Source organism: Thiofaba sp. EF100 (assembly GCF_039822285.1).
Lineage (GTDB): Bacteria > Pseudomonadota > Gammaproteobacteria > Halothiobacillales > Halothiobacillaceae > Thiofaba.
The window spans coordinates 146,099-169,362 of sequence record NZ_JBAJEY010000002.1; the positions used below are offsets into that span (position 1 = coordinate 146,099).

The following is a 23,264-nucleotide window of genomic DNA, read 5'->3' on the forward strand; positions in this document are numbered from 1 at the left end:
TTAGAAGTCAGCCTTGTTGGCGGCTGCCGAGCGGGCCGTCTCACGGGTGATGATGTTGCGCGCCACCAGCTCCTTGAGGTTCTGGTCCAGGGTCTGCATGCCGTGCTGCTGGCCGGTCTGGATGGCCGAATACATCTGGGCGATCTTGTTCTCGCGGATCAGGTTGCGGATCGCCGGGGTGCCGACCATGATCTCATGCGCCGCCACCCGGCCGCCGCCGACCTTCTTGAGCAGGGTCTGCGAGATGACCGCGCGCAGGGATTCGGACAACATGGCGCGCACCATGTCCTTCTCCGCCGCCGGGAACACGTCGATGATCCGGTCGATGGTCTTGGCCGCGCTGGAGGTGTGCAGGGTGCCGAACACCAGGTGGCCGGTCTCGGCGCCGGTCAGGGCCAGACGGATGGTCTCGAGGTCGCGCATCTCGCCCACCAGGATCACGTCCGGGTCCTCGCGCAGGGCAGAGCGCAGGGCATTGGAGAAGCTGTGGGTGTCGCGGTGCACCTCGCGCTGGTTGATCAGCGCCTTCTTGCTCTGGTGCACGAACTCGATCGGGTCCTCGATGGTGAGGATGTGCGAGTACTCGTTCTCGTTGATGTGGTTGATCATCGCCGCCAGGGTGGTGGACTTACCCGAGCCGGTCGGCCCCGTCACCAGCACGATGCCGCGCGGCTGGTCGGCAATCTCCTTGAAGATCTTGGGCGCAGCCAGGTCCTCGAGCGACAGCACCTTGCTCGGAATGGTGCGGAAGACCGCGCCCGCACCACGGTTCTGGACGAAGGCGTTGACACGGAAGCGGGCGAGGCCGGGGATCTCGAACGAGAAGTCGGTCTCCAGGTTGTCCTCGTACTCCTTGCGCTGCTTGTCGTTCATGATGTCGTACACCATGCCGTGCACGTCCTTGTGCTGCAGCGCCGGGGCGTTGATGCGGCGGATGTCGCCGTCCACGCGGATCATCGGGGGTTCGCCGGCGGAGAGATGCAGGTCGGAGGCCCCGTTCTTCACCGAGAAGGCCAGCAAGGTTTCAATATCCATGGCGTACCCTGAACGAAGGATGGGAATTCAACGATGAGTGAAGGTACTTCGGTGACCGCGCCCGTGCAACCGCAGGCAGGCTGCACGGGGCTTGCGGCGGTGCGCGCAAGGCTCGCCCGTGCCCTGGCCGAAGCCGGCCGTGCGCCCGATGCGGCCCAGCTGGTGGCGGTCAGCAAGACCGTGCCGGCCGAGCGCCTGCGGGAAGCCTTCGCCTGCGGCCAGCGGGCCTTCGGCGAGAGTTACGTGCAGGAGGCCCTGGCGAAACAGGATGCGCTTTCGGACCTTGCCATCGAGTGGCACTTCATCGGCCCGCTGCAATCCAATAAGACCCGCCCGGTGGCCGAGCGCTTTGCCTGGGTGCACTCGGTGGACCGCCTGCGCATTGCCGAGCGCTTGAGCGCGCAAAGGCCGGCCGCGCTGCCGCCGTTGAATGTCTGTATCCAGGTCAACATCGACCGCGAGCCGACCAAATCCGGCGTGGCCCCGGAGGAGGTGAGGGACCTCGCACAGGCCGTGGCGCGGCTGCCGCGCCTGGCCTTGCGCGGCCTGATGGCCATCCCCGCCCCCGCCACGGCCCCGGCCACCCAGCGGGAGGCCTTCCGCCGCGTGCGCGCGCTGTTCGAGCAGCTGCGGGCGGAGGGGCTGCCGCTGGACACCCTGTCGATGGGGATGTCCGATGACCTCGAAGCCGCCGTGCTCGAGGGCGCCACCCTGGTGCGCGTGGGCAGCGCCATCTTTGGTGCGCGCCCGCGCCCTGGCCACTGACCACGGACTTTCTGCTAGTCTCCATCCACCGCAAAACCGCATCCAGGACACCATGAACGACAAACCCCTGATTGCCTTTATCGGCGGCGGCAACATGGCCCGCGCCCTGGTGGGCGGACTGATCCGCAACGACCATCCGGCGGAGCGGCTGTGCGTCGCCGACCCCCATGCCGAGGCCCGCGCCCAGCTCGAAGGCTTGGGCGTGTGCACCCTGGCCGACAACCTCAAGGCTCTCGAGCAGGCCCAGGTCGTCGTCCTCGCCGTCAAGCCGCAGGCGCTCGGCCCCGTGGCGCGCGAACTGGCGCCCGCCCTACGTCCCGAGCAGCTGGTGATCTCGATCGCCGCCGGGGTGCGGGTGGCCACCCTGCGCCGCTGGCTGGGCGGCCATGCGCGCATCGTGCGCGCCATGCCCAACACCCCGTCGCTGGTGCAGGCCGGGGCGACCGGCCTGTTCGCCCCGGACGAGGTCAGCGCCGCCGAGCGCGCCCTGGCCGAGTCCATCCTGCGCGCCGTCGGCACCACGGTGTGGGTGGCCGAGGAGCGGCTGATCGACGCCGTGACCGCCCTCTCGGGCAGCGGCCCGGCCTACGTGTTCCTGGTCATGGAGGCGATGCAGGCGGCGGGTGAGAAGCTCGGACTGGATGCCGCCACCGCGCGCCTGTTGACCCTCGAAACCGTGCTCGGCGCCGCGCGCCTGGCGCTCGAGTCCCAGGACGATCCCGCCGTGTTGCGCGCCCGGGTGACCTCGCCCGGCGGCACCACCGAGCGCGGCATCGCCGCGCTCGAGGCGGAGGGCCTGCGGCAGGGCTTTGCGGACGCACTCAAGGCCGCCTTCGAGCGCGCCGATGAGCTCGGCACGCTGCTGGACCAAGCCTAGGGAAGGCTTGCACAACGCCATCGCGGCGATACACCCCATGGATCCAGCGAGGCCGCGTAGGAGCGCCGCCCCCGGCGCGATCGGGCCGGAAGGTCGGCCCGAGGGCGGGCCTCCTACGATCGGCCGCGGGTAGGAGCCGCGTGTCGCGGCGATCGGGCCCTCAAGGCTTTCCCTCCGACCTCTTTGCCAGAATTCACCTCTAACGCCCAACACGCATGGAAACGAATCTCACCCAGCCGATGGTCCTCCTGCTGCGGATGGTGGTCGACATCGCCATCATCTTCCTCCTGCTGCGCTTTTTCCTGCAGGCGGCGCGGGCCGACTTCTACAACCCCATCACCCAATCCATCGTCCGCCTGACCAACCCGCTGCTCGAACCGCTGCGCCGTGTCATCCCGCCGGTCGCCGGGCAGGATGCCGCCTCCCTGCTCGCGGCAGTACTCCTGGCCCTGCTGTTCCTGTTTCTGGCCTACACCATCACCGGTGGCGTGTCCGCCTTCCTGCCCCTGCTGTGGCTCGCCCCCATGCATGTGCTGGAGGTTATGCTCGACATGCTGTTCTGGGGCATCATCATCCACGCCGTGCTCAGCTGGTTTCCGAACGCCCAGCGCGCCCCCGCGGCTCGCATGCTGGACCAGCTGATCACCCCGCTACTGCGTCCGATCCGCCGCCTCCTGCCGGACCTCGGCGGCATCGACCTCTCGCCCCTTGCCCTACTGCTTCTGGTGCAGATGATCAAGCTGATGGTGCTGCCGGTGCTGGTGGGGCTGGCGCTGTGAGCGATGCGCCCGAGTGGTTCCGCTGGGAGGGCGAGCGGCTGATCCTCAGCCTGCGCGTGCAACCCCGTTCGAGCAAGGCGGGGCTGGCGGACGTGCGCGAGGGGCGCCTGCGTGTGCATCTGAATGCACCGCCGGTGGACGGCGCGGCCAACAAGGCCCTGATCGAACTGCTGGCGGAGGCCTTCGGCGTGCCCAAGTCGCGGGTCGAACTGCTCGCCGGCCATACCGGAAGAGAGAAGCGCGTGGCGATCGACGCCCCGCGCATCCTTCCGCCACCCCTGCCGCCGCGCTAATATCGTCCTTCTACGTCTTTCCTGCCGAGCATCATGCCCACCGTTCTGCCGCCGGATTCCGTCGGTCTGGTGACCCCCCAGACCCTTGCCTTTGACGAGCCACTCACGCTCGACAGTGGCAAGACCCTGCCGCGCTACGAGCTGGTCATCGAGACCTATGGCACCCTCAATGCCGACCGCTCCAATGCGGTGCTGATCTGCCATGCCCTGTCCGGCGACCACCACGCTGCCGGCTACCACAGCATGGAGGACCGCAAGCCCGGCTGGTGGGACGCCGCCATCGGCCCCGGCAAGCCGATCGACACCAGCCGGTTCTTCGTCGTCTGTCTGAACAACCTCGGCGGCTGCCGCGGCAGCACCGGCCCCACCACGGTCAACCCGGAGACCGGGCGCGTCTACGGCCCGGACTTCCCCATCGTCACCGTGGCCGACTGGGTGCGCAGCCAGGAGCGCCTGATGCGCCGGCTCGGCATCAGCCAGTGGGCGGCGGTGGTCGGCGGCAGCCTCGGCGGGATGCAGGTCATGCAGTGGGCCATCAGCTTCCCGAACCTCTTGCGCCACGCGGTGGTGATTGCCGCCGCGCCCAAGCTCTCGGCGCAGAACATCGCCTTCAACGAGGTGGCGCGCCAGGCGATCTTCGCCGACCCCGACTTCCACGACGGTTACTACCAGGAGCACGGCGTGGTGCCGCGCAAGGGCCTGATGCTGGCGCGCATGCTCGGCCACATCACCTACCTCTCCGACGACGCCATGCGCGCCAAGTTCGGCCGCGAGCTGCGCGCCGGCAAGATCAACTTCGGCTTCGACGTCGAGTTCCAGGTGGAGAGCTACCTGCGCTACCAGGGCACGAGCTTTGTCGACCGCTTCGACGCCAACACCTACCTTCTGATGACCAAGGCGCTGGACTACTTCGACCCCGCGGCCGAATTCGACCATGACCTCTCCCGCGCCTTCGCCGAGACGCCCGCCGAGTTCCTGCTGGTATCCTTCACCACCGACTGGCGCTTCTCGCCCGCGCGCTCGCGCGAGATCGTCAAGGCCCTGCTGGATGCCGACAAGCGCGTCACCTACGCCGAGATCGAATCCAGCCACGGCCATGATGCCTTCCTGGTTCCGATCCCCGACTACATGAACGTGTTCCGTGCCTACATGGGCCGCGTCGCCGCAGACATCGAAGGGGGGGCTGCCTGATGCGCGTGGATCTCGAAATCATCGGCGACTGGATCAAGCCTGGCAGCCGCGTGCTCGACCTCGGCTGCGGCGAGTGCACCCTGCTGCGCCAACTGCGCGAGAGCCACGGCGTGACCGGCTACGGCCTGGAGCTGAACGTCGAGAAACTCACCCGGTGCGTCGAGGGCGGCATCCCCGTCATCCACGCCAATCTCGATCAGGGCCTCACCCCCTGGTTCGACGCGGACAGCTTCGACTACGTCATCATGACCCACACCCTGCAGGCCATGCGTCACCCGGAGCGCCTGCTGACGGAGATGGTCAGCATCGGCCGCGAGGCCATCGTCACCTTCCCCAACATGGGCTACTGGAAGAACCGCGTGCAGTACGCCCTGGGCGGGCGTATGCCGGTGACGCGCGCACTGCCCTACGGCTGGTACGACACGCCCAACATCCACCTGTGCACGGTGCGCGACTTCGAGACCCTGTGCGAGGAACTGGGCCTGCGCATCCTCGACCGCGAAATCGTCGATAGCCACCACCGCAGCGGCGCGCTGATGAGGCTCCTGCCCAACCTGATGGGCGAGGCGGCGGTGTACCGGCTGGAGAAGGCTTAACCCCCGGGAGGGCTCCCGGTGAAGAATGAAAAAAGCCCCGTGCGATTCGGTCCGCACGGGGCTTTTTCATTACGCGCCGCAGCGCGGCGCTGTGGCTCAGCGCAGGATGAAATACATCTTCGCCTTGTCCATGTTGTAGGTCCACGGCAGGCCCGCGTTCTTCCAGCCGTTGACGGAGCGGCGGCCATCCTTGGACAGATCGCCCTCGAAGCCATCGAACACGCTGTACACATGGGTGTAACCGGCCTTGGCCAGCAGGTTGGCCGACACCGCGCTGCGATCGCCCGAGCGGCAGGAGACAATGATCGTGCTGTCCTTGTTCAGGCCGCGCTTGTTGACCAGCTCCTCAACCTCGGCGACGAAGTTGCTGTTCAGCGAGCTGGCATAGACCTTCTTCTTCTCGTCATAGCCAGAGATATCGTTGAACTGGTAGGGAATGTTGGCATCCATCATGTCCCCCAGATTTCCGACATACTGGATCTCTTCCGGGGTACGCACGTCGATCAGCAGCACCTTATCGCCCTCTGCCTTCTTCATGTCATAGGCTTCCTTGGCGGTCAGATACAGCTTGAGGGTGGTCTGCTTCTTCTCGGGCACGGTCGCCGGATCGACTTCACCGGCCATCACAGGGCCCATGGTCATGACGCCGAAAACGGCGACAACGGCAAGAGACAGGATCTTCTTCTTCACTTGGCTTTCCTTTTATTGACTTGGTCCGACGAAAAACATTAGCAGATGCTAATTCGAAGCATGAATGTCAACCATGTATGCCTGCCAGGGAAATAGAAACTTCTCATGCACGCATCAAGCTCTATGCAAGCGGGTGAACCAACGGCAGGAGCGCGGTGTACACACCGAACAGCGCCACCGCGCCGCCCGCGAGTGAGCGGACCATGGGCTTGCGCAGGAAGCGCCCGAGCTGGGCGGCGAACACGCCCATCAGCAGCAGGTTGGGCAGGGTGCCGAGACCAAAGCCCAGCAGCAGCAGGGCACCCTGCGCGGGATGGCCTGAGGCCAAGGCCCAGATCAGCGTGCTGTAGACCAGGCCGCAGGGCAGCCAGCCCCACAAAAAGCCGAGCATGAGCGCCTGGCGCGGCGAGCGCACGGGCAAAAGACGGCGGGCGATCGGTTCGATGCGCCGCCAGATCACCCCGCCCGCCCGCTCGACCCGGGCAAGCCCCGCCCACCAGCCGGCCAGATACAGGCCGAGCATGACCATGAACAGGCCTGCCAGCACCTGCAACACCTGCTGCGCGGCATTGAACGCCACGAGGTCCATCGCCAGCCAGCCGAGCCCGCCCATGAGCGCACCGGCCACGGTGTAGGCACTGATACGCGCCAGGTTGTAGGCCAAGAGATAAGGAAACACCCGTGCGGGGGAGGCGCGCACCTCGGCCGGCAGGCCGAAGGTCAGCGCGCCGACGATCCCGCCGCACATGCCGACACAATGCACCCCGCCCAGCAGGCCAACGAGGAAGGCGGCAAAAAAGGAGGCTTCGGCAGGCATGAACAGGTATCCGGCAATCAATCCCCGCCCATGTTAGCGCCAAGCCTACGCGGCCGCGATGTCCACGCGCACAGCAATGTTCATGGCACGGTCATGCGCCCTCGCATAGAATGCCCGGTTATGGATTTTCAGCCCCGCGCGCTCGCCCCCCTCGCTGTCCGCTGGTCACGCCCCCTGGCCATGACCGCGGCCGTGGGCTGGCTGACCTGGACACTGGCGCAATGGACCTGGCAGATGCTCCCCGCACCACCCTCGCCCGCCTCCCCGAGCCTGTCCCCAGGGGCTGAGCCCGCACCATCCGTTGCCCAGCCCCCAAGGCTGGCCGAGACCATCAACGCCGCCGCCCCGTGGGGGCGGCCGCAGGTGCTCGATGGTGGATCCGCGCAGGACACCCGCCTGCCACTGGCCCTGCGCGGGGTGCTGGCCGGCCAGGGACTGGCGCTGATCGCGGCCAGCGGTCAGCCGGAGCGCGTCTACCGCGCGGGTGACCGCCTGCCGGGCGGCGCCATCCTACGCTCCGTGCTGGCCGACCACGTGCTGCTGGAGCGGGCCGGCACCCTGGAGCGTCTGGCCCTGCCCAAGGAGACGCTGCCGTCGGGGTCCGCGCCCGCATCGCCCCCCAAGGCCGCCGCCACTGGGAGCCTGCGCGCGCTGTTGCAGTCCTCGCCCGCCGAACTGGCGAAGCACTTCCGCCTGGAACCGGTGGTCGAGGCGGGACAGATCCGCGGCTACCGGATCCGCGCCCTGCGCGACCCCGCCCTGCTGCAGCGCGCGGGGCTGGAACCGGACGACATCCTGCTCAGCGTCAACGGCCGCTCGCTGCTCGAGGCGCCGGACATCGCGGGGCTGATGAACAACCTGCGCGACGCGGCCGCGCTGGATGCCGTCGTGCTGCGCCACGGCATCGAAACGCCGCTTCGGATCGATTTGAACGGATGAACCAGGCCATGCGACGCTCTCCGATGATTCTCGCGGCCCTCGCGCTGCTTGCCCTCCAGCCGCCGCTCCATGCGGCGGAGACCCCAGGCAGTGTCCCGGCTGGCAACGGCATGGTGACCCTCAACCTGCGTGATGCCGACCTCGAGGCTCTGATCGCCACCGTGTCCGAGGCCACGGGCAAGAACTTCATCGTCGACCCGCGGGTGAAGGCCAAGGTCAACCTGATCTCGGCCAAGCCGATGCCGCCGGACGAGCTGTACAACGTGTTCCTGTCCGTGCTTCAGGTGCACGGCTTCGCCGCGGTGCCCAAGGGCGAGGTGATCAAGATCGTGCCGGACGTGAATGCCAAGCAGGACGGCGTGGAGGTGGGGCCCGTGAGCGCCGCGCGCGGGGCCGACGAGCTGGTGACGGAGGTGGTCACCCTGCGCCACGTGCAGGCCGCCCCCTTGCTCACCGCGCTGCGCCAGCTCATGCCGCAGCAGGCCGCGCTGTCGGTGCATCCGGAATCCAACAGCCTGATCCTCACCGACCGCGCCGGCAACGTGGCGCGGATGAAGGACATCCTCGCGCGGGTCGATCACCCGGGATCGGATGAGATCGAAACCATCCGCCTCAAACACGCCTCGGCCACGGACATCGTCAAGACCCTGACCCAGCTGCGCAGCCGCATGAGCCCGAGCGGCGCCGCGGCGCCCGGGGCCGCCCCGGGCACGGACAGCCGCACCATGGCCAGCTTCGCCGCCGACGAGCGCACCAACAGCGTGCTGCTCTCCGGCGACAAGACCGAGCGCGAGAAGCTGCGCGCGGTGGTGGTGTACCTGGACACCCCGCTGGAGCGGGCCGGCAACACCCAGGTGTTCTACCTCAAGTACGCCCGCGCCCGCGAGCTGGTGCCCATCCTGCAGGGCAGCAACCGGCCGGTGGCGCGCGAGGGCAGCACGACCACGCTGGGCTCCTCATCCTCCAGCCTTGGCGGCGGGATGGGCGCGACGGCCAGCAGCACCACGAACGTGGGCGGCGGTACCGTGAATGCGGGCCTGGTCGGGGTTGGTGGACGGCAGGATGCGATCGTGATCGCCGACGAGGCGACCAATGCCCTGGTCATCACCGCCCCGCCGAACGTCATGCGCGAGCTGGAGTCGATCATCAAGCAGCTCGACATCCGCCGCGCCCAGGTGCTGGTGGAGGCCATCATTGCCGAGGTCTCGGACGACTTCTCGCGCAAACTCGGGGTGCAGATGGCCGCCGCCGGACGGGACGGCACTCAGCCGGCGGGGGTGGTGAGCTTCAACGGCCTGCTCTCCGCCATCACCGGCGCGGCCGCAGGCGGAGGCACAGCCATCGCCGGCGCGGCGCTGGCGAATCTTGGGGATGGCATGAACTTTGGTGTGGGGGATTTCTCCGGCAACACCCGCTTCGGCGTCATCGTCTCCGCCCTGGCGGGGGATGCCAACAACAACATCCTCTCCACCCCGAGCCTGTTGACCATGGACAACCAGGAAGCCAGCATCGTGGTGGGCAAGAACGTCCCCATCCTGACCGGCTCCTACGCCAGCACCGGCGCGGGCACCACCCCGACCACCCCCTTCCAGACCGTCAACCGCGAAGACATCGGCGTCAAGCTCAAGGTCAAACCCTCCATCAGCCCGGAGGGTGCGGTGCGGCTGGAGCTTGAACAGGAGGTGTCGAGCATCGACGCCACCGCCAAGAGCGACGCGGGGCTGATCACCAACAAGCGTAACGTGAAGACGGTGGTGCAGGCGCAGGATGGCGACATCGTCGTGCTGGGTGGACTGATGGACGAAACGGTCAACGACCAGGCCAGCAAGGTACCCCTGTTGGGGGACATCCCGCTGGTCGGCGAGCTGTTCAAGTACCGCAGCACCACGCGCGGCAAGCGCAACCTGATGATCTTCATCCGCCCCGTCGTGCTGCGCGATGGCGCCTCGGCCAACCGCTACACGGCGGAGAAGTACAACGCCTTCCGGGAAAAGCAGGTCGAGTTCTCGCACAACCCCCTCGGCTTTGCCGTGCCGAGCGACTACCCGCTCCTGCCTGAGCTGGGCGGCGGCTACCAGATCAACCTCCCGGGCGGTGCCACCCCGCCCGCGACCCCGTGATGCCCACCGTCCTGCCCTACGGTTTCGCCAAGCGCCACGGTCTGCTGATGCAGGCCGAGGGCGAGGGGATCGTGCTACTGCACCGCCCCCAGCCGGACGTGGCCGCCATCGGCGAGGCCCGGCGCGTCATCGGGCAGCCGTTCGCCCTGCGCGAGGTCGATCCCGCCACGTTCGACCAGCTGCTCGCCCGTGCTTACCAGCGCGGCTCGAGCGAGGCGATGGACAGCCTGGGCGAGCTCGGCGAGGTCGATCTCGCCCGCGCCGCGAGCAGTCTGGGCGAGCCGGCCGACCTGTTGGAGGCCCAGGATGACGCGCCGATCGTGCGCCTGATCAACGCCCTTCTGACCGAGGCGATCCGCGAGGAGGCCTCGGACATCCACATCGAAACCTTCGAGAACCGCCTGGTGGTGCGCTTTCGCGTCGACGGCCAGCTGCGCGAGGTGCTGGAGCCGCCGCGCGCGGTGGCCCCGCTGATCACCTCGCGCATCAAGGTCATGGCCCAGCTCGACATCGCCGAAAAGCGCCTGCCGCAGGATGGCCGCATCGCCCTGAAGCTCGCCGGGCGCCCGGTGGACGTGCGCGTCTCCACCCTCCCTTCCGCGCATGGCGAGCGGGTGGTGCTGCGCCTGCTCGACAAGCAGGCCGGCCGGCTCGACCTCGAACGGCTCGGCATGGCTCCGCATACCCGTGCGCGGCTGGAGCAGCTGATCCACCGTCCGCACGGCATCCTGCTGGTCACCGGCCCCACCGGCTCGGGCAAGACCACGACCCTGTATGCCGCGCTCTCCCGCATCAACGCGCGCGAGCGCAATATCCTCACCGTCGAGGACCCGATCGAGTACGACCTGGACGGCGTCGGCCAGACCCAGGTCAACCCCAAGGTGGACATGAGCTTTGCCCGCGGCCTGCGCGCCATCCTGCGCCAGGACCCGGACGTGGTGATGGTGGGCGAGATCCGCGACCTGGAGACGGCCGAGATCGCCGTGCAGGCCTCGCTCACCGGCCACCTGGTGCTCTCCACCCTGCACACCAACTCCGCGATCGGCGCCATCACCCGCCTGCGCGACATGGGGGTGGAGCCCTTCCTGCTCGCCTCCAGCCTGATCGGCGTGGTGTCCCAGCGCCTGGTGCGGCACCTGCTGCCTGAATGCCGGGAAGCCTTCATCCCGGATACTGCCGAGTGCGCCATGCTGGGCCTTGATGCAGCCACACCTCCTACGCTCTATCGCGCACGCCGCGAAGGCGATTGCGCCGCGCGCGCCTACAGCGGGCGCACCGGCATTCATGAACTGATCACCGTCGACGCCACCCTGGCGCGCATGATCCACGACGGCTCGAGCGAGCAGGCGATGGAGGCCCATGTGCGCAAGTCCAGCCCCAGCCTGCGCGAGGACGGCCTGGCCAAGGTCATGGCGGGTCTCACCAGCCTGGACGAGGTGCTGCGCGTGACGGTCGAGGACACGGGATCCTGAAACCATGAACATCATCCTGAACGGCGCAAGCCATGCCATCGAGGATGGCGCCAGCATCGCCACCCTGATCGAGCAGCTGGGCCTTGTCGGCCAGCGCCTGGCGGTCGAGGTCAACGGCGAGATCGTCCCGCGCGGCGAGCACGCAGCACACCTCCTGCGCGAAGGCGACAAGGTCGAGGTCGTGCGGGCGATCGGCGGCGGCTGACTCGACCTTGCTCGCGTCATCGCGGCGACACGCTCCCACAAGATCCGGTCAGGCGCGTGGGAGCAACTGTCTTGTTTGCGTAGGGCTCCCCCCGAGCCCCTTGGACGTTTGGAGGTGGGCCAAGACCCGAGCGTGGGCAGCCCCCTCCCCCTGGAGGGGGGAGGGTTGGGGAGGGGGTGAGCGAAGCAGCGACGCAGCCATCGGCCCCGCAGGCTGCACCAGCTTCACGTTCAGGAGGTTTGTCGAGGTGCCCTGAAGGTCGAAGGCCGCGATCGTGGGGCTTTATGGCTTTTGCTGCGCTCCTTCCAGACCAAGTGGGCTTCACCCTCTCCCCCATCCCCTCCCCCCTCCAGGGGGAGGGGAGCAAGGAGGGCACTCCGGTTGTGGGAGCCGCGTGCCGCGGCGAAATCCCTTCTGCAAGGCGCTCATGGCAACGGGGTGCCATTGTATTTTCTCGGACTTGCACGAAGACCTCACATCTTCATGCGAGCGCCCTGGCCCCCTTTACTCGGCGGGCTGCTGCACGATGGCCCGGACCACCTCCGCCGGCCCCTGGTGGTAGGGCCCCTCGTCCAGCACCACCTGCGCACGCTCCAGCAGCAGGATGCCCCCCTCGGCGAAGTCCTCCGCCAGCATCTCGGCCGAATAGAGCAACTCCGGCCGGCCCGGGCCACCGCTGCGGTAATGGACCTGCTCCAGGTCGAAGGCCTCCAGCAGCAGGACGCCCCCCGGCCGCAGGGCATGCAGCATCGCCCGGTGCACTGCGGGGCGGACGTCGGGCGGCAGGTGCAGGTGGACGGCGACCACGCCGTCGAAGGCCTGTTTCGGCCAGTCCCACAACGAAAGGTCGGCGCAGACGGTCCTGATCCGCACCCCGTGGCGCGCCGCAAGTTCCTCGGCACGCGCAAGCCCCGTCCCGCTCCAGTCCACGCAGGTGACGGTGTAGCCCTGGCGCGCCAGCCAGATGCTGTTGCGCCCCTGTCCGTCGCCAGGCAACAGGATGTGGCCACCTGCGGGCAGGCGATGCGCCTCGCGCACGACAAAGGCATTGGGCGCCTCGCCATAGGCGAGGGGCGTCTCGGCATAGCGGGCATTCCAGAAATCACGCGGAGAACTCATCGGCGATCCTCAATCGACATAGGGGCCGCGCATCAGGATCGGCTCCCCGTGCGGCTGGCCCAGGGCGATCAGGGCGAACGCGCCCTCCTCGCTGAGCAGGGGATTCCCCCCCTCCAGGCGCAGCCCCTCGCCCGCGCCCGCCTCCCCCGCATGGCAACGCAGCCGCCCGCGCAGCACATAGGCGAAGCCACGCCAGTGCTCCGGCGCGCGGGGCGTGAAGGTCTCGCCGGGGGCAAGCTCGAGCAGGGCGACCAAGGCGGGGGTATGCAGCCGGATCGGCCCCTCCGGATGGGTGATCAGCAGCAGCTCAAAGCCGGCGGCCACCACCCGGCGCGGCCGCGCCGGCCTCTGGTAGCCTGGCTCGATGCCCTTGAGCGCGCGAGGCAGGTTGATCCACAGCTGCAGCCCCTCGGCGGCCTGCTCGGCGCCCACCATTTCCGCGTGCACCATCCCCCTCCCGGCGCTGAAGGCCTGCACCTCGCCCGCGCGCAGGGTGGCATCGTTGCCGAGATTGTCGGTATGCCGCAGTTCGCCCGCGAGCAACAGGGTGATGGCCTCGAAGCCGCGGTGCGGATGATCGGGGAACCCCGCCCCCGCGCCGGCATGGAAGTGGTCGAAGAACACGAAGGGGTCGATCGGACCCTGCCGCGCGGTGGGCAGCAGGCGCCGCACCGAGGCGCTCGCGCCCTCCTCAAGATGGTCCGGCCGGATGGGACTGCTCATGTGGGTTCTCCCTCAAGGCACCGTGTGTGCGGTGAAGTGTAGCGCCCGGCGGAGTCAGGCGTGGCGATGCCCCCATCACAGACTGTTTCAAAAGGGCTGTCCTGCCCTTTTGAAACTCGCCTCGTCGCGGTACACGCCCGCGACGGGCTCCGAGCATCAATCACTTATTGTGATTGATGCTCGCGCGAGCCATCCATGCCTCGCATTTCCAGGCTGTGTCAAAGGCTTTTGACCCAGCCTGGTCAGTGCGGGGGTCAGGCCGGACGGGGCTTGTCAGGCAGGCTCTCCTGCCAGAACACCACGCGGTTCCGCCCGGAGGACTTGGCATGGTACAGCGCCCGGTCGGCACGGGTCAGCAGATCCACAGTGCTGGGCAGGGCATCGACCCGGGCCGTGGCCTGCACGCCGCCGATGCTGATGGTGGGGTGGATGACGCCGCCATCCGCAAGGGCGATGCTCATGGCCTCCACCGCAACCCTCAGGCGCTCGGCCAGCTCGCGGGCACCCCGCTCGTCGGTATCCATCAACAGCACTCCGAACTCCTCCCCGCCGAGCCGGCCGAACAGGTCCTGATGGCGCAGGGTGGCCATCGCGGTCGCGGTGACCTGACGCAGCACCTCGTCGCCCGCAAGGTGGCCGCGGGAGTCGTTGACCTGCTTGAAGTGGTCGAGATCCAGGATCAGCATGGCCAGCGGGCTGGCGTGCAGCGCCCCCTCCCGCAGCCGCTGGCCGACCTCCAGCATGAACTGGCGCCGATTGAGTGCGCCGGTCAGGCCATCGATGGTGGCCAGCCGCTCCAGCTCGTGCTCGCGCCGCTTGCTCGGCGTGATGTCCTGGAAGGTGAACAGAATCAATGCCTCCTCGCCATCCGGCATCAGGGCGGCCGATACCGACAGCCAAAGGATGCTCCCATCACGGTGGCGGACGCGCAGCTCGTGCTGGCGCGCGATCCCCTGGTCTCGCAGGGTGGTCAGCAGGGCATCCCGTTCGCCAGGGTCGACATAGAAATCCACCGTCCGGGAGCCGAGCAACTCGCCACGGCTGAAGCCGACGGTATGGGCCGCGGCATCGTTGATTTCGATCAGAAGGCCATCCTCTGCCCGGCTCATCACCATGGGCGAGGGCAGGGATTCGACGATCTGACGCAGGCGCTCACGGCTGGCCTCGATCAGCGCGGTCCGCTCAGCCACCCGTTCCTCGAGATGGGCATTGAGCTCGGCCAGGGCATGCATGGCCCGGCGCCGCTCGCCGTCCAGCGCACTCGCAAGCAGGACGATCGCCCCCAGCACCACGATGCGCAGCTGCAGGGCCGTCATGGCCTGCTCCGCACCGAGCGCAGCGAAAGGCCCCCGCCCCAGCAGGGTTCCGGCCAACATGATCAGAAAGGCGACAGCGAGCAGGGTGTAGGCATCGCGCAAGGAGGCACGGAGGGCGATCCAGATCAGCGGCAGGAGGATGAGGGGCACCAGCCCCGATGCGACGGGCCCCTCCATGGGCTGAAAAAACGCCCAAGCCGTCAGGCCGAACAGCAGGCAGGCGGAGGCGATGGCCTCGAACCAGCCATGAACCGGGGCGCGGGGCCTGGGGTCGCGCCACCACAGGTAAAAGACCGGGGCGAGCAACACGGCGCTCGAAATATCCCCGATCATCCAGCGCATGAAGGTGGGCACGAGCCCAGCCTCGCCCTGCCCCTCGATGAAGGCGACGCCCGTAGCGCCGAAGGCCGCCGAGACCAGGGCATTGAGCCCGCCCAGCAGGAGGAAGAACGCGGCAACGCCCAGGGCTGTGTCGAAGGGACGTTGCACCTCACTGACCGCTCGGCGGAACAGCGCCATGCCCAGCACCGGTCCGAGCACATTGCCCAGGGTGACCCACAAGGCGCCGGTGGTGCCCCAGCCCATGAGGAGGTCGTTGGCCAACCACGAGCCGAGGGCGACACCGGGCATCCAGCGCATGCCCCCCGCCAGGATGGCGAACACCGCAAGGCCAGTGGAGGGCCACAGGGGGGCCGGAAGATCGAAGAAGACCGTCACCAGCCCCGCCAGGGCGACATAGCCCAGCGCAACGAGCAGATTGGCTCTGACGGCGGATGCGGACATGCGGACGCCTCCGACGTGATGGCGGATGAAGCCCACCCTAACCCCGTCCCGCCAGGGTCAAGGCGCGCGCCCAAGCCGGGGCATATCCCAGCTTGCCCATCAAGCCTAGTTCATGCTGGATTCTTGCAGAAGGAAATCAGTGCACCAGCCGGCGGCGCGCGAGGATCACCGCGAGGGCAAAACTTGCGGCGGCAAAGGCGGCTAGCACGGCAAGGTTGAGCAGCGGGCGAGCGGGCTCGGTGCCAACGATCAGCGGGCGGATCAGCTCCACCGCGTGAGTCAGCGGCAGCCAGTCGACGAGGGCGCGCATCGCCTCGGGCAGGGTGTCGACGGGGTAGAACACCCCGCACACCAGCAGCATCGGGGTGATGACGAGGACGAAGTAGTAGTTGAAGAAGTCGTAGTTGCTCGCCCGCGCGCTCATGACGATGGCCGGCCCGGCGAAGGCCAGGCCGGTGAGGAAGGCGGCCGGCAACGCCCACAGGGCAGAGAAGCCATGCACCACGCCGAGCAGGGCCGCGACCAGCAGGATGCCCGCCGCGCTGAAGGCCGACTTGGCCGCGCACCAGAGCATCTCGCCAAGCAGGATGTCCTGGATCTGCAGCGGTGTGGCGAGCATGGCCTCGTAGGTCTTCTGCGGCACCATGCGGGTGTAAACCGAATACATGCCCTCGAAGGTGGCGGTGTTCATGGCGCTGGAGGCGACCAGGCCCGAGGCGAGAAAGGCTAAGTAGGACAGCCCGTCCAGGGTGCCGACGAAGGTGCCGAGGCCGAGCCCCAGGCCGAGCAGGTAGAGCGCGGGCTCGCCCAGATTCATCACCAGCGCAGGCCAGAACAGCCGGCGCCAGACCAAGAAGTTGCGCCGGAAGACGGCCAGGGCCCCGGGGATGGACAGGTCGAAGGCCATCAGCCGTCCCTCAGCTCGCGCCCGGTCAGGCGCAGGAACACGTCCTCCAGGCCGGCCGGGCGATGCAGCACGGTCAGGCCGGGGTGCCCGCCGAGCTGCGCCATGCAGGCCACGCTGTCGCGGGTGTGGATGACCAGGCTGCCGCCGTGCCGCTCGACGCGGCAGTCGGCGGGGATGTCGAGCGGCGGCGGTGCATCGACCGGCAGGCCGCGCACCTCGATCACCTCCGGCTCGACATGGCGGGCAATCAGCTCGCGTGGCGATCCCTGATCGAGGATGCGACCGTGATCCATCACCACCAATTCGTCGCACAGCCGCTCGGCCTCCTCCATGTAGTGGGTGGTCAGCAGCAGGGTGGTGCCACGCGCGCGCAGCTCCTCCAGCCGCCCCCACAGCAGATGGCGCGCCTGCGGGTCGAGGCCGGTGGTCGGCTCGTCCAGCACGACCAGCTCGGGGGCGTTGATCAGGGCACGGGCCAGGGTGAGGCGCCGCTTCATGCCACCGGAGAGGCTCTCCACGCGGGCGTCGCGCCGGTCCTGCAACCGCGCGAACTCGAGCAGGCCCTCAATGCGCTCCTCGACAAGCGGGCGCGGCAGGCCGAAGTAGGCGGCGTAGATGCGCAGGTTTTCGACCACGGTGAAGTCGGGGTCGAGGGTGTCGGCCTGCGGCACGATGCCGATCCTGGCGCGGATCGCGCGTGCCGCCTCCGGCATAGGCATGTCCAGGACGGCAAGCTCGCCCGTGGTCGGAGGGATGAGGCCGAGCAGCATGCGTAGGGTGGTGGTCTTGCCCGCGCCGTTCGGGCCAAGCAGACCGAAGCAGATGCCGCGCGGCACGCACAGATCGATGCCATCCACGACCCGCAGGCCGTCGTAGACCTTGCTCAGGCCGCGGACAACGATGGCCGGGGTGGACATCGGCAGGGCGAGGGGCTTACTGGCCGAGGGCGGAGAGGCGCTGAGCCCGCACCTTGTCGAGCCAGTTGCGGCAGTAGAGGGTCTCGGGATGATCCGCACCCAGGTTCTTCTCATGGATCTGCGCGGCGCGGCTGAGCGACTGCTCGGCCTCGTTCAGATGGCCGGCCATGGCCAGATTCACCCCCATGCCGGAGAGGCTGCGCGCCACGGCAGCATCGTTCGGCCCGAGCACCTTCTCGCGGATGGAGAAGCTGCGCTTGTAGGCGGTATTGGCCTCCTCATGCTTGCCGAGCAGGGCCTGCACATTGGCCAGGTTGTAGATGTCCTTCGCCACCTCGGGATGATCCAACCCCAGGGCACGTTCGTCGATGGCCAGGGCACGTTCGTAGAGCGGCTCAGCCTCGGCATAGCGGTCGTTTTGGTAGTAAAAGCCGGCCAGCTGGCTGGCACTGGTGGCCACGGCAAGATGGTTGGGCCCCAGCGCCGACTCGTACATGGCAAGCGCGCGCTTGTAATCGGCCTCGGCCTCGGCCGGTTTGCCTTGCTGGGCCAGCAGGGCGGCGCGGTTGCTCAGCGCCGTCGCATGGTGCTTGCTGTTGGGAGCAGACCTCTCCGCCTCGGCCAGGGCCTGGCGGCAGAGGGTCTCAGCCTCGGCCATCTTCTGGCCACTCACGGCCTCGAGACAACGCTGGTTCTTTTCCTCCGCCGCCGGCGCGCTGGAGACGGCGGCGACACTCGCCACACTGTAGGCCGCAGCCGCGCCGGCGGCGGCCTTGGCCGCTTTCTTGGCCGTGCTGGGTGACTTGGCATGCGCTTTGGCTGCGGTCTCTGGCTTGACCTCCGCGGCGACAGTCGAGCCAAGGGGCATCATCAAGGCAGTCAAGGCGATCAGGTAACGAAAACGCATGGTGCTCTCCCAGCAAAAGAGGCAAAAACGAGAAGAGGAAATAAGATTGCGTCAGGGCACAGGTTAAGCCGCCCGCAGACTTAGAGAAACAGGATGGTGCCGGAAGAGGGACTCGAACCCTCACGCTGTCGCCAGCGGCGGATTTTGAGTCCGCTGCGTCTACCGATTCCGCCATTCCGGCACGGGGAGAGCCGATTCTACATGCCCGGAGCGCCGGGGGCCAAGGGCGGCATGGTATCCTCGCCCGCCATGAAGCCTTCCTTTATGAAAGTCAGCGATTTCGATTTCGATCTGCCCGAAGCACTGATCGCCCAGACCCCCTTGCCCGAACGCTCCGGCGCCCGCCTGCTGGTGGTGGATGGCGCAGCCGGGACCTGGCGCGATGCCGCCGTGCGCGATCTGCCCACCCTGCTCCAGCCCGGCGATCTGGTCGTGTTCAACGATACCCGCGTGATCCCGGCGCGGCTGCATGGGCAGAAAGACAGCGGTGGCAAGGTGGAGGTGCTGATCGAGCGCCTGCTGAACGCGCGCGAGGCCCTTGCCCACGTGCGCGCCAGCAAGGCGCCCAAGCCTGGCACCCGACTGCACATGGAGGGCGGGGTGGTGCTGGAGATGCTCGGGCGGGCGGATGAACTGTTCCACCTGCGGCTCGTCGAGGGGGGCGCGTCTTTGCTTGCGGCGCTGGAGGCCCACGGCCACATGCCCCTGCCGCCCTACATCGAGCGTGCGGACACGGCGAGCGACCGCGAGCGCTACCAGACCGTGTTCGCCGACCGCCCCGGCGCGGTGGCCGCCCCCACCGCCGGCCTGCACTTCGATGAGGCCCTGCTCGAGGCGATCCGGGCGCGCGGCGTGGAGACGGCGCGGGTGACCCTGCACGTCGGCGCGGGCACCTTCCAGCCAGTGCGGGTGGAGAACGTGGCCAAGCACCACATGCATGCCGAGTGGATCGAGGTGCCCGAGGCCACGGTCGAGGCCATCCGCGCCACCCGCGCCCGCGGCTGTCGGGTGGTGGCCATCGGCACCACCGCCGTGCGAGCGTTGGAGTCCGCCGCCCAGGCGCACGGCGGGGAGCTCGCCCCCTGGCAGGGCGATACCCGCCTGTTCATCACCCCAGGCTACACCTTCCGCGTGGTCGACGCCCTGTTCACCAACTTCCACCTGCCGCGCTCCACCCTGCTCATGCTGGTGTGCGCGTTCGGCGGTTATGAGACCGTGATGGGGGCCTATCGCCACGCGGTCGCCTCGGCTTACCGTTTCTTCAGTTATGGCGACGCGATGTTTCTGACCCCGCATCCGTCCGCCGTGGATCGTTCCAGCCATGAAGTTTGACCTGCTCACAACCTGCGGCCATGCGCGCCGCGGCCGCCTGACCTTTGCCCGCGGCACCGTCGAGACCCCCGCCTTCATGCCGGTGGGCACCTACGGTACGGTCAAGGCCATGACCCCGGAGGAGCTGCGCGAGATCGGCGCGGAGATCATCCTCGGCAACACCTTCCACCTCTGGCTGCGGCCGGGGGTGGAGGTGATCAAGAAGCACGGCGACCTGCACGACTTCATGCACTGGAGCGGCCCGATCCTGACCGATTCGGGGGGCTTTCAGGTGTTTTCCCTCGCCGGCCTGCGCAAGATCAGCGAGGAGGGGGTGCGCTTCCAGTCGCCGGTCGATGGCAGCAAGGTGCACCTCGACCCCGAGACCTCGATGGCGGTGCAGCACGCGCTCGGCTCCGACATCGTGATGATCTTCGACGAGTGCACCCCCTACCCCGCCACCGAGTCGCAGGCGCGTTTCTCCATGGAGCTGTCCCTGCGCTGGGCGGAGCGCAGCAAGAAGGCGCATCTTGAGTTGCAGGGGGAGGATGCTGCCGCCCTGTTCGGCATCGTCCAGGGCGGCATGTACCCCGCCTTACGCGAGGCCTCGGCGGCGGGGCTGATGGAGATCGGCTTCGACGGCTACGCCATCGGTGGTCTGTCGGTCGGCGAGCCGGAGGAGGAGCGGCTGAAGGTGCTGGACGCCACCACCCCGCTCCTGCCGCAGGATCGTCCGCGCTACCTGATGGGCGTGGGCAAGCCGGAGGACATCGTTGAGGCGGTGCGCCGCGGGGTGGACATGTTCGACTGCGTGATGCCCACCCGCAATGCGCGCAACGGCCACCTGTTCACCCAGTGGGGCGATGTGCGCATCCGCAACGCCCGCTACAGTGATGACACCCGTCCGATCGACCCGCACTGTACGTGTTACACCTGCCGCAACTACAGCCGCGCCTACCTGCGCCACCTGGACAAGTGCAACGAGATGCTCGGCGGGCGCCTGAACACCATCCACAACCTGCACTACTACCAGCAGCTGATGCGGGAGATCCGCCAGGCGATTGCCGAAGATCGTTTCGAGGCCTGGAGGGAGGCGTTCTACCAGAAGCGCCGGGCGGGCATCGACGCCGCGGACTGACTCCACCCACCCCTGTGGCATAATGCCGGACGATTTGCCTTAACCACCCCCAAGGGTATTAATCCTCATGGACATCATTTCCGTCGCCATGGCCGAGGCCCCGGCCGCCGCTGCCCAGCAGCCCGATCCCTTGATGAGCTTCCTGCCGCTCATCCTCATCTTCGCCGTCATGTACTTCCTCCTGATCCGCCCGCAGATCAAGCGCCAGAAGGAGCACAAAAAGCTCATCGACGCCCTGACCAAGGGGGACGAGGTGCTGACCTCCGGCGGTCTGGTCGGCCGGGTGGTCGAGCTGACCGATGCCTTCATCACCCTCGAGGTGGCCGAGGGCACCACGATCATCGTGCAGCGTTCCGCCGTGACCACCGTGCTGCCCAAAGGCACCCTCCGCGATCTGCGCGGCGCCTGATCCCTCGCCAAGGCCCCCGCAAGCGTGGGGCCTTCGTTTTTTTGACCGGGCGGCGGCCCGGGCCCCCAATGACGGGAGCGAGTGCATGAACCGCTATCCACTCTGGAAAAACCTTCTCATCATCCTTGTGCTGGTGCTCGGGCTGATCTATGCCCTGCCCAACATCTACGGCGAGGACCCCGCCGTGCAGGTGAGCGCGCGCAGCGCCGTCGTCGGTGAGGCGGAACGTGCGCGCATCGAGCGGGCGCTCTCCCAGGCCGGCCTGGCGCCCAAGCGCATCGAGCTTGCCGGCCAGCAGCTCCTGGCGCGCTTTGCCGACACCGAAACCCAGCTCAAGGCGGCCGATGTGCTGCGCAAGGAATTGGGGCGCGGCTACATCGTCGCCCTCAACCTCGCGCCCAACACCCCGGCCTGGCTCACCGCGCTGGGAGCCAAGCCGATGTACCTTGGCCTGGACCTGCGCGGCGGCGTGCACTTCCTGATGGAGGTGGACATGGACGCGGCACTCCGGCAACTGCGTGAGCGCACCGTCGAGGACCTGCGCAGCTATCTGCGCAGCGAGAAGCTGCGCTACCTGACCGTCGGCCTGGAGGGCGAGGACGTGCTGGTGCGCTTTGCGGATGCCACCGAGCGTGAGGCGGCGCGCAAGGCCATCGCCCGGCAGTACCCCGACCTCGAACTTGCCGAGCGCGACGACGGCAAGGACTTCTTCCTCACCGCCCGCTTTGGCGAGAAGGCCGTGCTGGCCGAGCGCAAGGCCGCGCTGGAGCAGAACATCACCACCCTGCGCAACCGGGTGAACGAGCTGGGCGTGGCCGAGCCGGTCATCCAGCAGCAGGGCGATAGCCGCATCGTGGTGCAGCTGCCGGGCGTGCAGGACACCGCGCGCGCCAAGGAGATCCTCGGTGCCACCGCCACCCTGGAATTCCGCCTGGTCGAGGGCAGCCCGGCCGACTGGGAGGATGCCGCCAAGAGCGGCCGCGTCCCGGTCGGGGCGCGCCTCTACCCGCAGCGTGACGGCGGCCCCGTGCTGCTCAAGCGCCAGGTCATCATCACCGGCGATCAGATCGTCGGCGCCGCCTCCGGCATCGAGCAGCAGAGCGGCTCGCCTGCCGTGTTCGTCAACCTGGACGGCAAGGGCGCGCGGCGCATGAGCGAGGTCACCGGGCAGAACATCGGCAAGCCGATGGCGGTGGTGTTCATCGAGAACAAGATCGAGACGGTTGAGGAAAACGGCCAGCTGGTGAAGAAGAAGTACGTGGTGGAGGAGGTGATCAACATCGCCACCATCCGCGACCAGCTCTCCAACCGCTTCCAGATCTCCGGCCTCGCCAACGGCAACGAGGCGCGCGACCTGGCCCTGCTGCTGCGCGCCGGTGCCCTGCGCGCGCCGATCGAGATCATCGAGGAGCGCACGGTGGGTCCGAGCCTGGGTGCCGACAACATCAAGGCGGGCGTGACCGCGGCCGTCGTCGGCTTCGTCGCCGTGGCCGTGTTCATGGTGCTCTACTACAGCCTGTTTGGTGTGTTCGCCAACGTTGCCCTGCTCGCCAACCTGGTGCTGATCGTGGCCGTGCTCTCGCTCTTGCAGGCCACCCTGACCCTGCCGGGCATCGCCGGCATCGTCCTCACCCTCGGCATGGCGGTGGACGCCAACGTGCTGATCAACGAGCGCATCCGCGAGGAGCTGCGCAACGGCAACACGCCGCAGGCCGCCATCCATGCGGGCTACGAGCGCGCCTTCGCCACCATCCTGGATGCCAACCTCACCACCCTGCTCGCCGCGCTGGCGCTGTTCGCCTTCGGCAGCGGGCCGATCAAGGGCTTTGCCGTGACCCTGTCGATCGGCATCCTGGCCTCCATGTTCACCGCCATCCTCGTCACCCGCGCGCTGGTGAACCTCACCTACGGCCGCCAGGCGCGGCTCAAGTCCATCGCCATCGGAGGGGTGTGAG

The 23,264-nt window shown here is 68.0% G+C and carries 23 protein-coding genes and 1 tRNA gene; 14 read left to right on the forward strand and 10 right to left on the reverse strand.

The window, feature by feature from the left end; translation table 11 throughout:
- On the reverse strand, positions 1-1,035 hold the full coding sequence (locus V6D91_RS05025; protein ID WP_347318329.1) for a type IV pilus twitching motility protein PilT: 1,035 nt from the start codon (positions 1,033-1,035) through the stop codon (positions 1-3).
- Positions 1,036-1,068: 33 nt separating this feature from the next.
- Between V6D91_RS05025 and V6D91_RS05030 the strand changes: the two genes are divergently transcribed.
- The 6 genes from V6D91_RS05030 (at position 1,069) to metW (ending at position 5,536) form a co-directional block, all read left to right on the forward strand.
- The gene (locus tag V6D91_RS05030; protein WP_347318330.1) at positions 1,069-1,800 is read left to right on the forward strand and encodes a YggS family pyridoxal phosphate-dependent enzyme; all 732 of its coding nucleotides are present in this window, start codon (positions 1,069-1,071) and stop codon (positions 1,798-1,800) included.
- 52 nt (positions 1,801-1,852) lie between these two features.
- Positions 1,853-2,677, forward strand: a complete 825-nt coding sequence (gene proC, locus V6D91_RS05035; RefSeq protein ID WP_347318332.1) for a pyrroline-5-carboxylate reductase — start codon at positions 1,853-1,855, stop codon at positions 2,675-2,677.
- A gap of 215 nt (positions 2,678-2,892) precedes the next feature.
- On the forward strand, positions 2,893-3,456 hold the full coding sequence (locus V6D91_RS05040) for a YggT family protein (RefSeq protein WP_347318335.1): 564 nt from the start codon (positions 2,893-2,895) through the stop codon (positions 3,454-3,456).
- Positions 3,453-3,749 carry a DUF167 domain-containing protein gene (locus V6D91_RS05045; protein ID WP_347318336.1) on the forward strand — a complete coding sequence of 99 codons (297 nt, stop codon included), beginning with the start codon at positions 3,453-3,455 and terminating at the stop codon, positions 3,747-3,749. Before V6D91_RS05040 ends, V6D91_RS05045 begins: the two co-directional genes overlap by 4 nt.
- Positions 3,750-3,782: 33 nt before the next feature.
- Positions 3,783-4,940 (forward strand): homoserine O-acetyltransferase, encoded by a 1,158-nt coding sequence (locus V6D91_RS05050; protein ID WP_347318338.1) that lies wholly within the window; start codon positions 3,783-3,785, stop codon positions 4,938-4,940.
- Entirely contained in the window at positions 4,940-5,536 is a 597-nt protein-coding gene (metW, locus tag V6D91_RS05055; protein ID WP_347318340.1) for a methionine biosynthesis protein MetW, read from the forward strand. Before V6D91_RS05050 ends, metW begins: the two co-directional genes overlap by 1 nt.
- A gap of 96 nt (positions 5,537-5,632) precedes the next feature.
- Here the strand turns inward: metW and V6D91_RS05060 are convergent, their stop codons facing one another.
- Positions 5,633-6,226 carry a rhodanese-like domain-containing protein gene (locus V6D91_RS05060; RefSeq protein WP_347318342.1) on the reverse strand — a complete coding sequence of 198 codons (594 nt, stop codon included), beginning with the start codon at positions 6,224-6,226 and terminating at the stop codon, positions 5,633-5,635.
- Positions 6,227-6,347: 121 nt separating this feature from the next.
- Positions 6,348-7,043, reverse strand: a complete 696-nt coding sequence (locus V6D91_RS05065) for a sulfite exporter TauE/SafE family protein (protein WP_347318344.1) — start codon at positions 7,041-7,043, stop codon at positions 6,348-6,350.
- A gap of 120 nt (positions 7,044-7,163) precedes the next feature.
- Between V6D91_RS05065 and V6D91_RS05070 the strand changes: the two genes are divergently transcribed.
- Genes V6D91_RS05070 through thiS form a run of 4 tightly spaced genes read left to right on the forward strand, consistent with a single transcriptional unit; the run spans position 7,164 to position 11,779 of the window.
- Complete coding sequence (locus V6D91_RS05070) at positions 7,164-7,982, forward strand: type II secretion system protein N (protein WP_347318345.1); 819 nt, start codon at positions 7,164-7,166, stop codon at positions 7,980-7,982.
- An 8-nt stretch (positions 7,983-7,990) separates the two neighbouring features.
- Positions 7,991-10,102 carry a type II secretion system secretin GspD gene (gspD, locus tag V6D91_RS05075; protein WP_347318347.1) on the forward strand — a complete coding sequence of 704 codons (2,112 nt, stop codon included), beginning with the start codon at positions 7,991-7,993 and terminating at the stop codon, positions 10,100-10,102.
- Positions 10,102-11,574, forward strand: a complete 1,473-nt coding sequence (gene gspE / locus V6D91_RS05080) for a type II secretion system ATPase GspE (RefSeq protein ID WP_347318349.1) — start codon at positions 10,102-10,104, stop codon at positions 11,572-11,574. The genes gspD and gspE overlap by 1 nt, the downstream gene beginning before the upstream one ends.
- 4 nt (positions 11,575-11,578) lie before the next feature.
- Positions 11,579-11,779 (forward strand): sulfur carrier protein ThiS, encoded by a 201-nt coding sequence (thiS, locus tag V6D91_RS05085; protein WP_347318351.1) that lies wholly within the window; start codon positions 11,579-11,581, stop codon positions 11,777-11,779.
- A gap of 504 nt (positions 11,780-12,283) precedes the next feature.
- Here the strand turns inward: thiS and V6D91_RS05090 are convergent.
- The 7 genes from V6D91_RS05090 to V6D91_RS05120 all read right to left on the reverse strand — a co-directional run bounded on the left by V6D91_RS05090 (position 12,284) and on the right by V6D91_RS05120 (position 18,632).
- A complete protein-coding gene (locus V6D91_RS05090; RefSeq protein WP_347318353.1) occupies positions 12,284-12,898 on the reverse strand; it encodes a class I SAM-dependent methyltransferase in 615 nt (204 codons plus the stop codon).
- Positions 12,899-12,907: 9 nt separating this feature from the next.
- The gene (locus V6D91_RS05095) at positions 12,908-13,621 is read right to left on the reverse strand and encodes a pirin family protein (protein ID WP_347318355.1); all 714 of its coding nucleotides are present in this window, start codon (positions 13,619-13,621) and stop codon (positions 12,908-12,910) included.
- Positions 13,622-13,875: 254 nt separating this feature from the next.
- Entirely contained in the window at positions 13,876-15,720 is a 1,845-nt protein-coding gene (locus tag V6D91_RS05100) for a diguanylate cyclase (RefSeq protein WP_347318357.1), read from the reverse strand.
- Between the two features lie 136 nt (positions 15,721-15,856).
- Positions 15,857-16,627, reverse strand: coding sequence for an ABC transporter permease (locus V6D91_RS05105; protein WP_347318359.1), 771 nt, complete (start codon positions 16,625-16,627; stop codon positions 15,857-15,859).
- Complete coding sequence (locus V6D91_RS05110) at positions 16,627-17,544, reverse strand: ATP-binding cassette domain-containing protein (protein WP_347318362.1); 918 nt, start codon at positions 17,542-17,544, stop codon at positions 16,627-16,629. Before V6D91_RS05110 ends, V6D91_RS05105 begins: the two co-directional genes overlap by 1 nt.
- Positions 17,545-17,560: 16 nt before the next feature.
- On the reverse strand, positions 17,561-18,451 hold the full coding sequence (locus V6D91_RS05115) for a tetratricopeptide repeat protein (RefSeq protein WP_347318364.1): 891 nt from the start codon (positions 18,449-18,451) through the stop codon (positions 17,561-17,563).
- Between the two features lie 94 nt (positions 18,452-18,545).
- Positions 18,546-18,632: transfer RNA gene (locus V6D91_RS05120), tRNA-Leu, on the reverse strand.
- Positions 18,633-18,715: 83 nt separating this feature from the next.
- Between V6D91_RS05120 and queA the strand changes: the two genes are divergently transcribed.
- The 4 genes from queA (at position 18,716) to secD (ending at position 23,263) form a co-directional block, all read left to right on the forward strand.
- Positions 18,716-19,783 (forward strand): tRNA preQ1(34) S-adenosylmethionine ribosyltransferase-isomerase QueA, encoded by a 1,068-nt coding sequence (gene queA, locus V6D91_RS05125; RefSeq protein WP_347318365.1) that lies wholly within the window; start codon positions 18,716-18,718, stop codon positions 19,781-19,783.
- Positions 19,773-20,900 (forward strand): tRNA guanosine(34) transglycosylase Tgt, encoded by a 1,128-nt coding sequence (tgt, locus tag V6D91_RS05130; RefSeq protein ID WP_347318366.1) that lies wholly within the window; start codon positions 19,773-19,775, stop codon positions 20,898-20,900. The genes queA and tgt overlap by 11 nt, the downstream gene beginning before the upstream one ends.
- A gap of 67 nt (positions 20,901-20,967) precedes the next feature.
- A complete protein-coding gene (yajC, locus tag V6D91_RS05135; RefSeq protein WP_347318368.1) occupies positions 20,968-21,309 on the forward strand; it encodes a preprotein translocase subunit YajC in 342 nt (113 codons plus the stop codon).
- Positions 21,310-21,394: 85 nt separating this feature from the next.
- Complete coding sequence (secD, locus tag V6D91_RS05140) at positions 21,395-23,263, forward strand: protein translocase subunit SecD (protein WP_347318370.1); 1,869 nt, start codon at positions 21,395-21,397, stop codon at positions 23,261-23,263.
- Position 23,264: the final 1 nt, after the last annotated feature.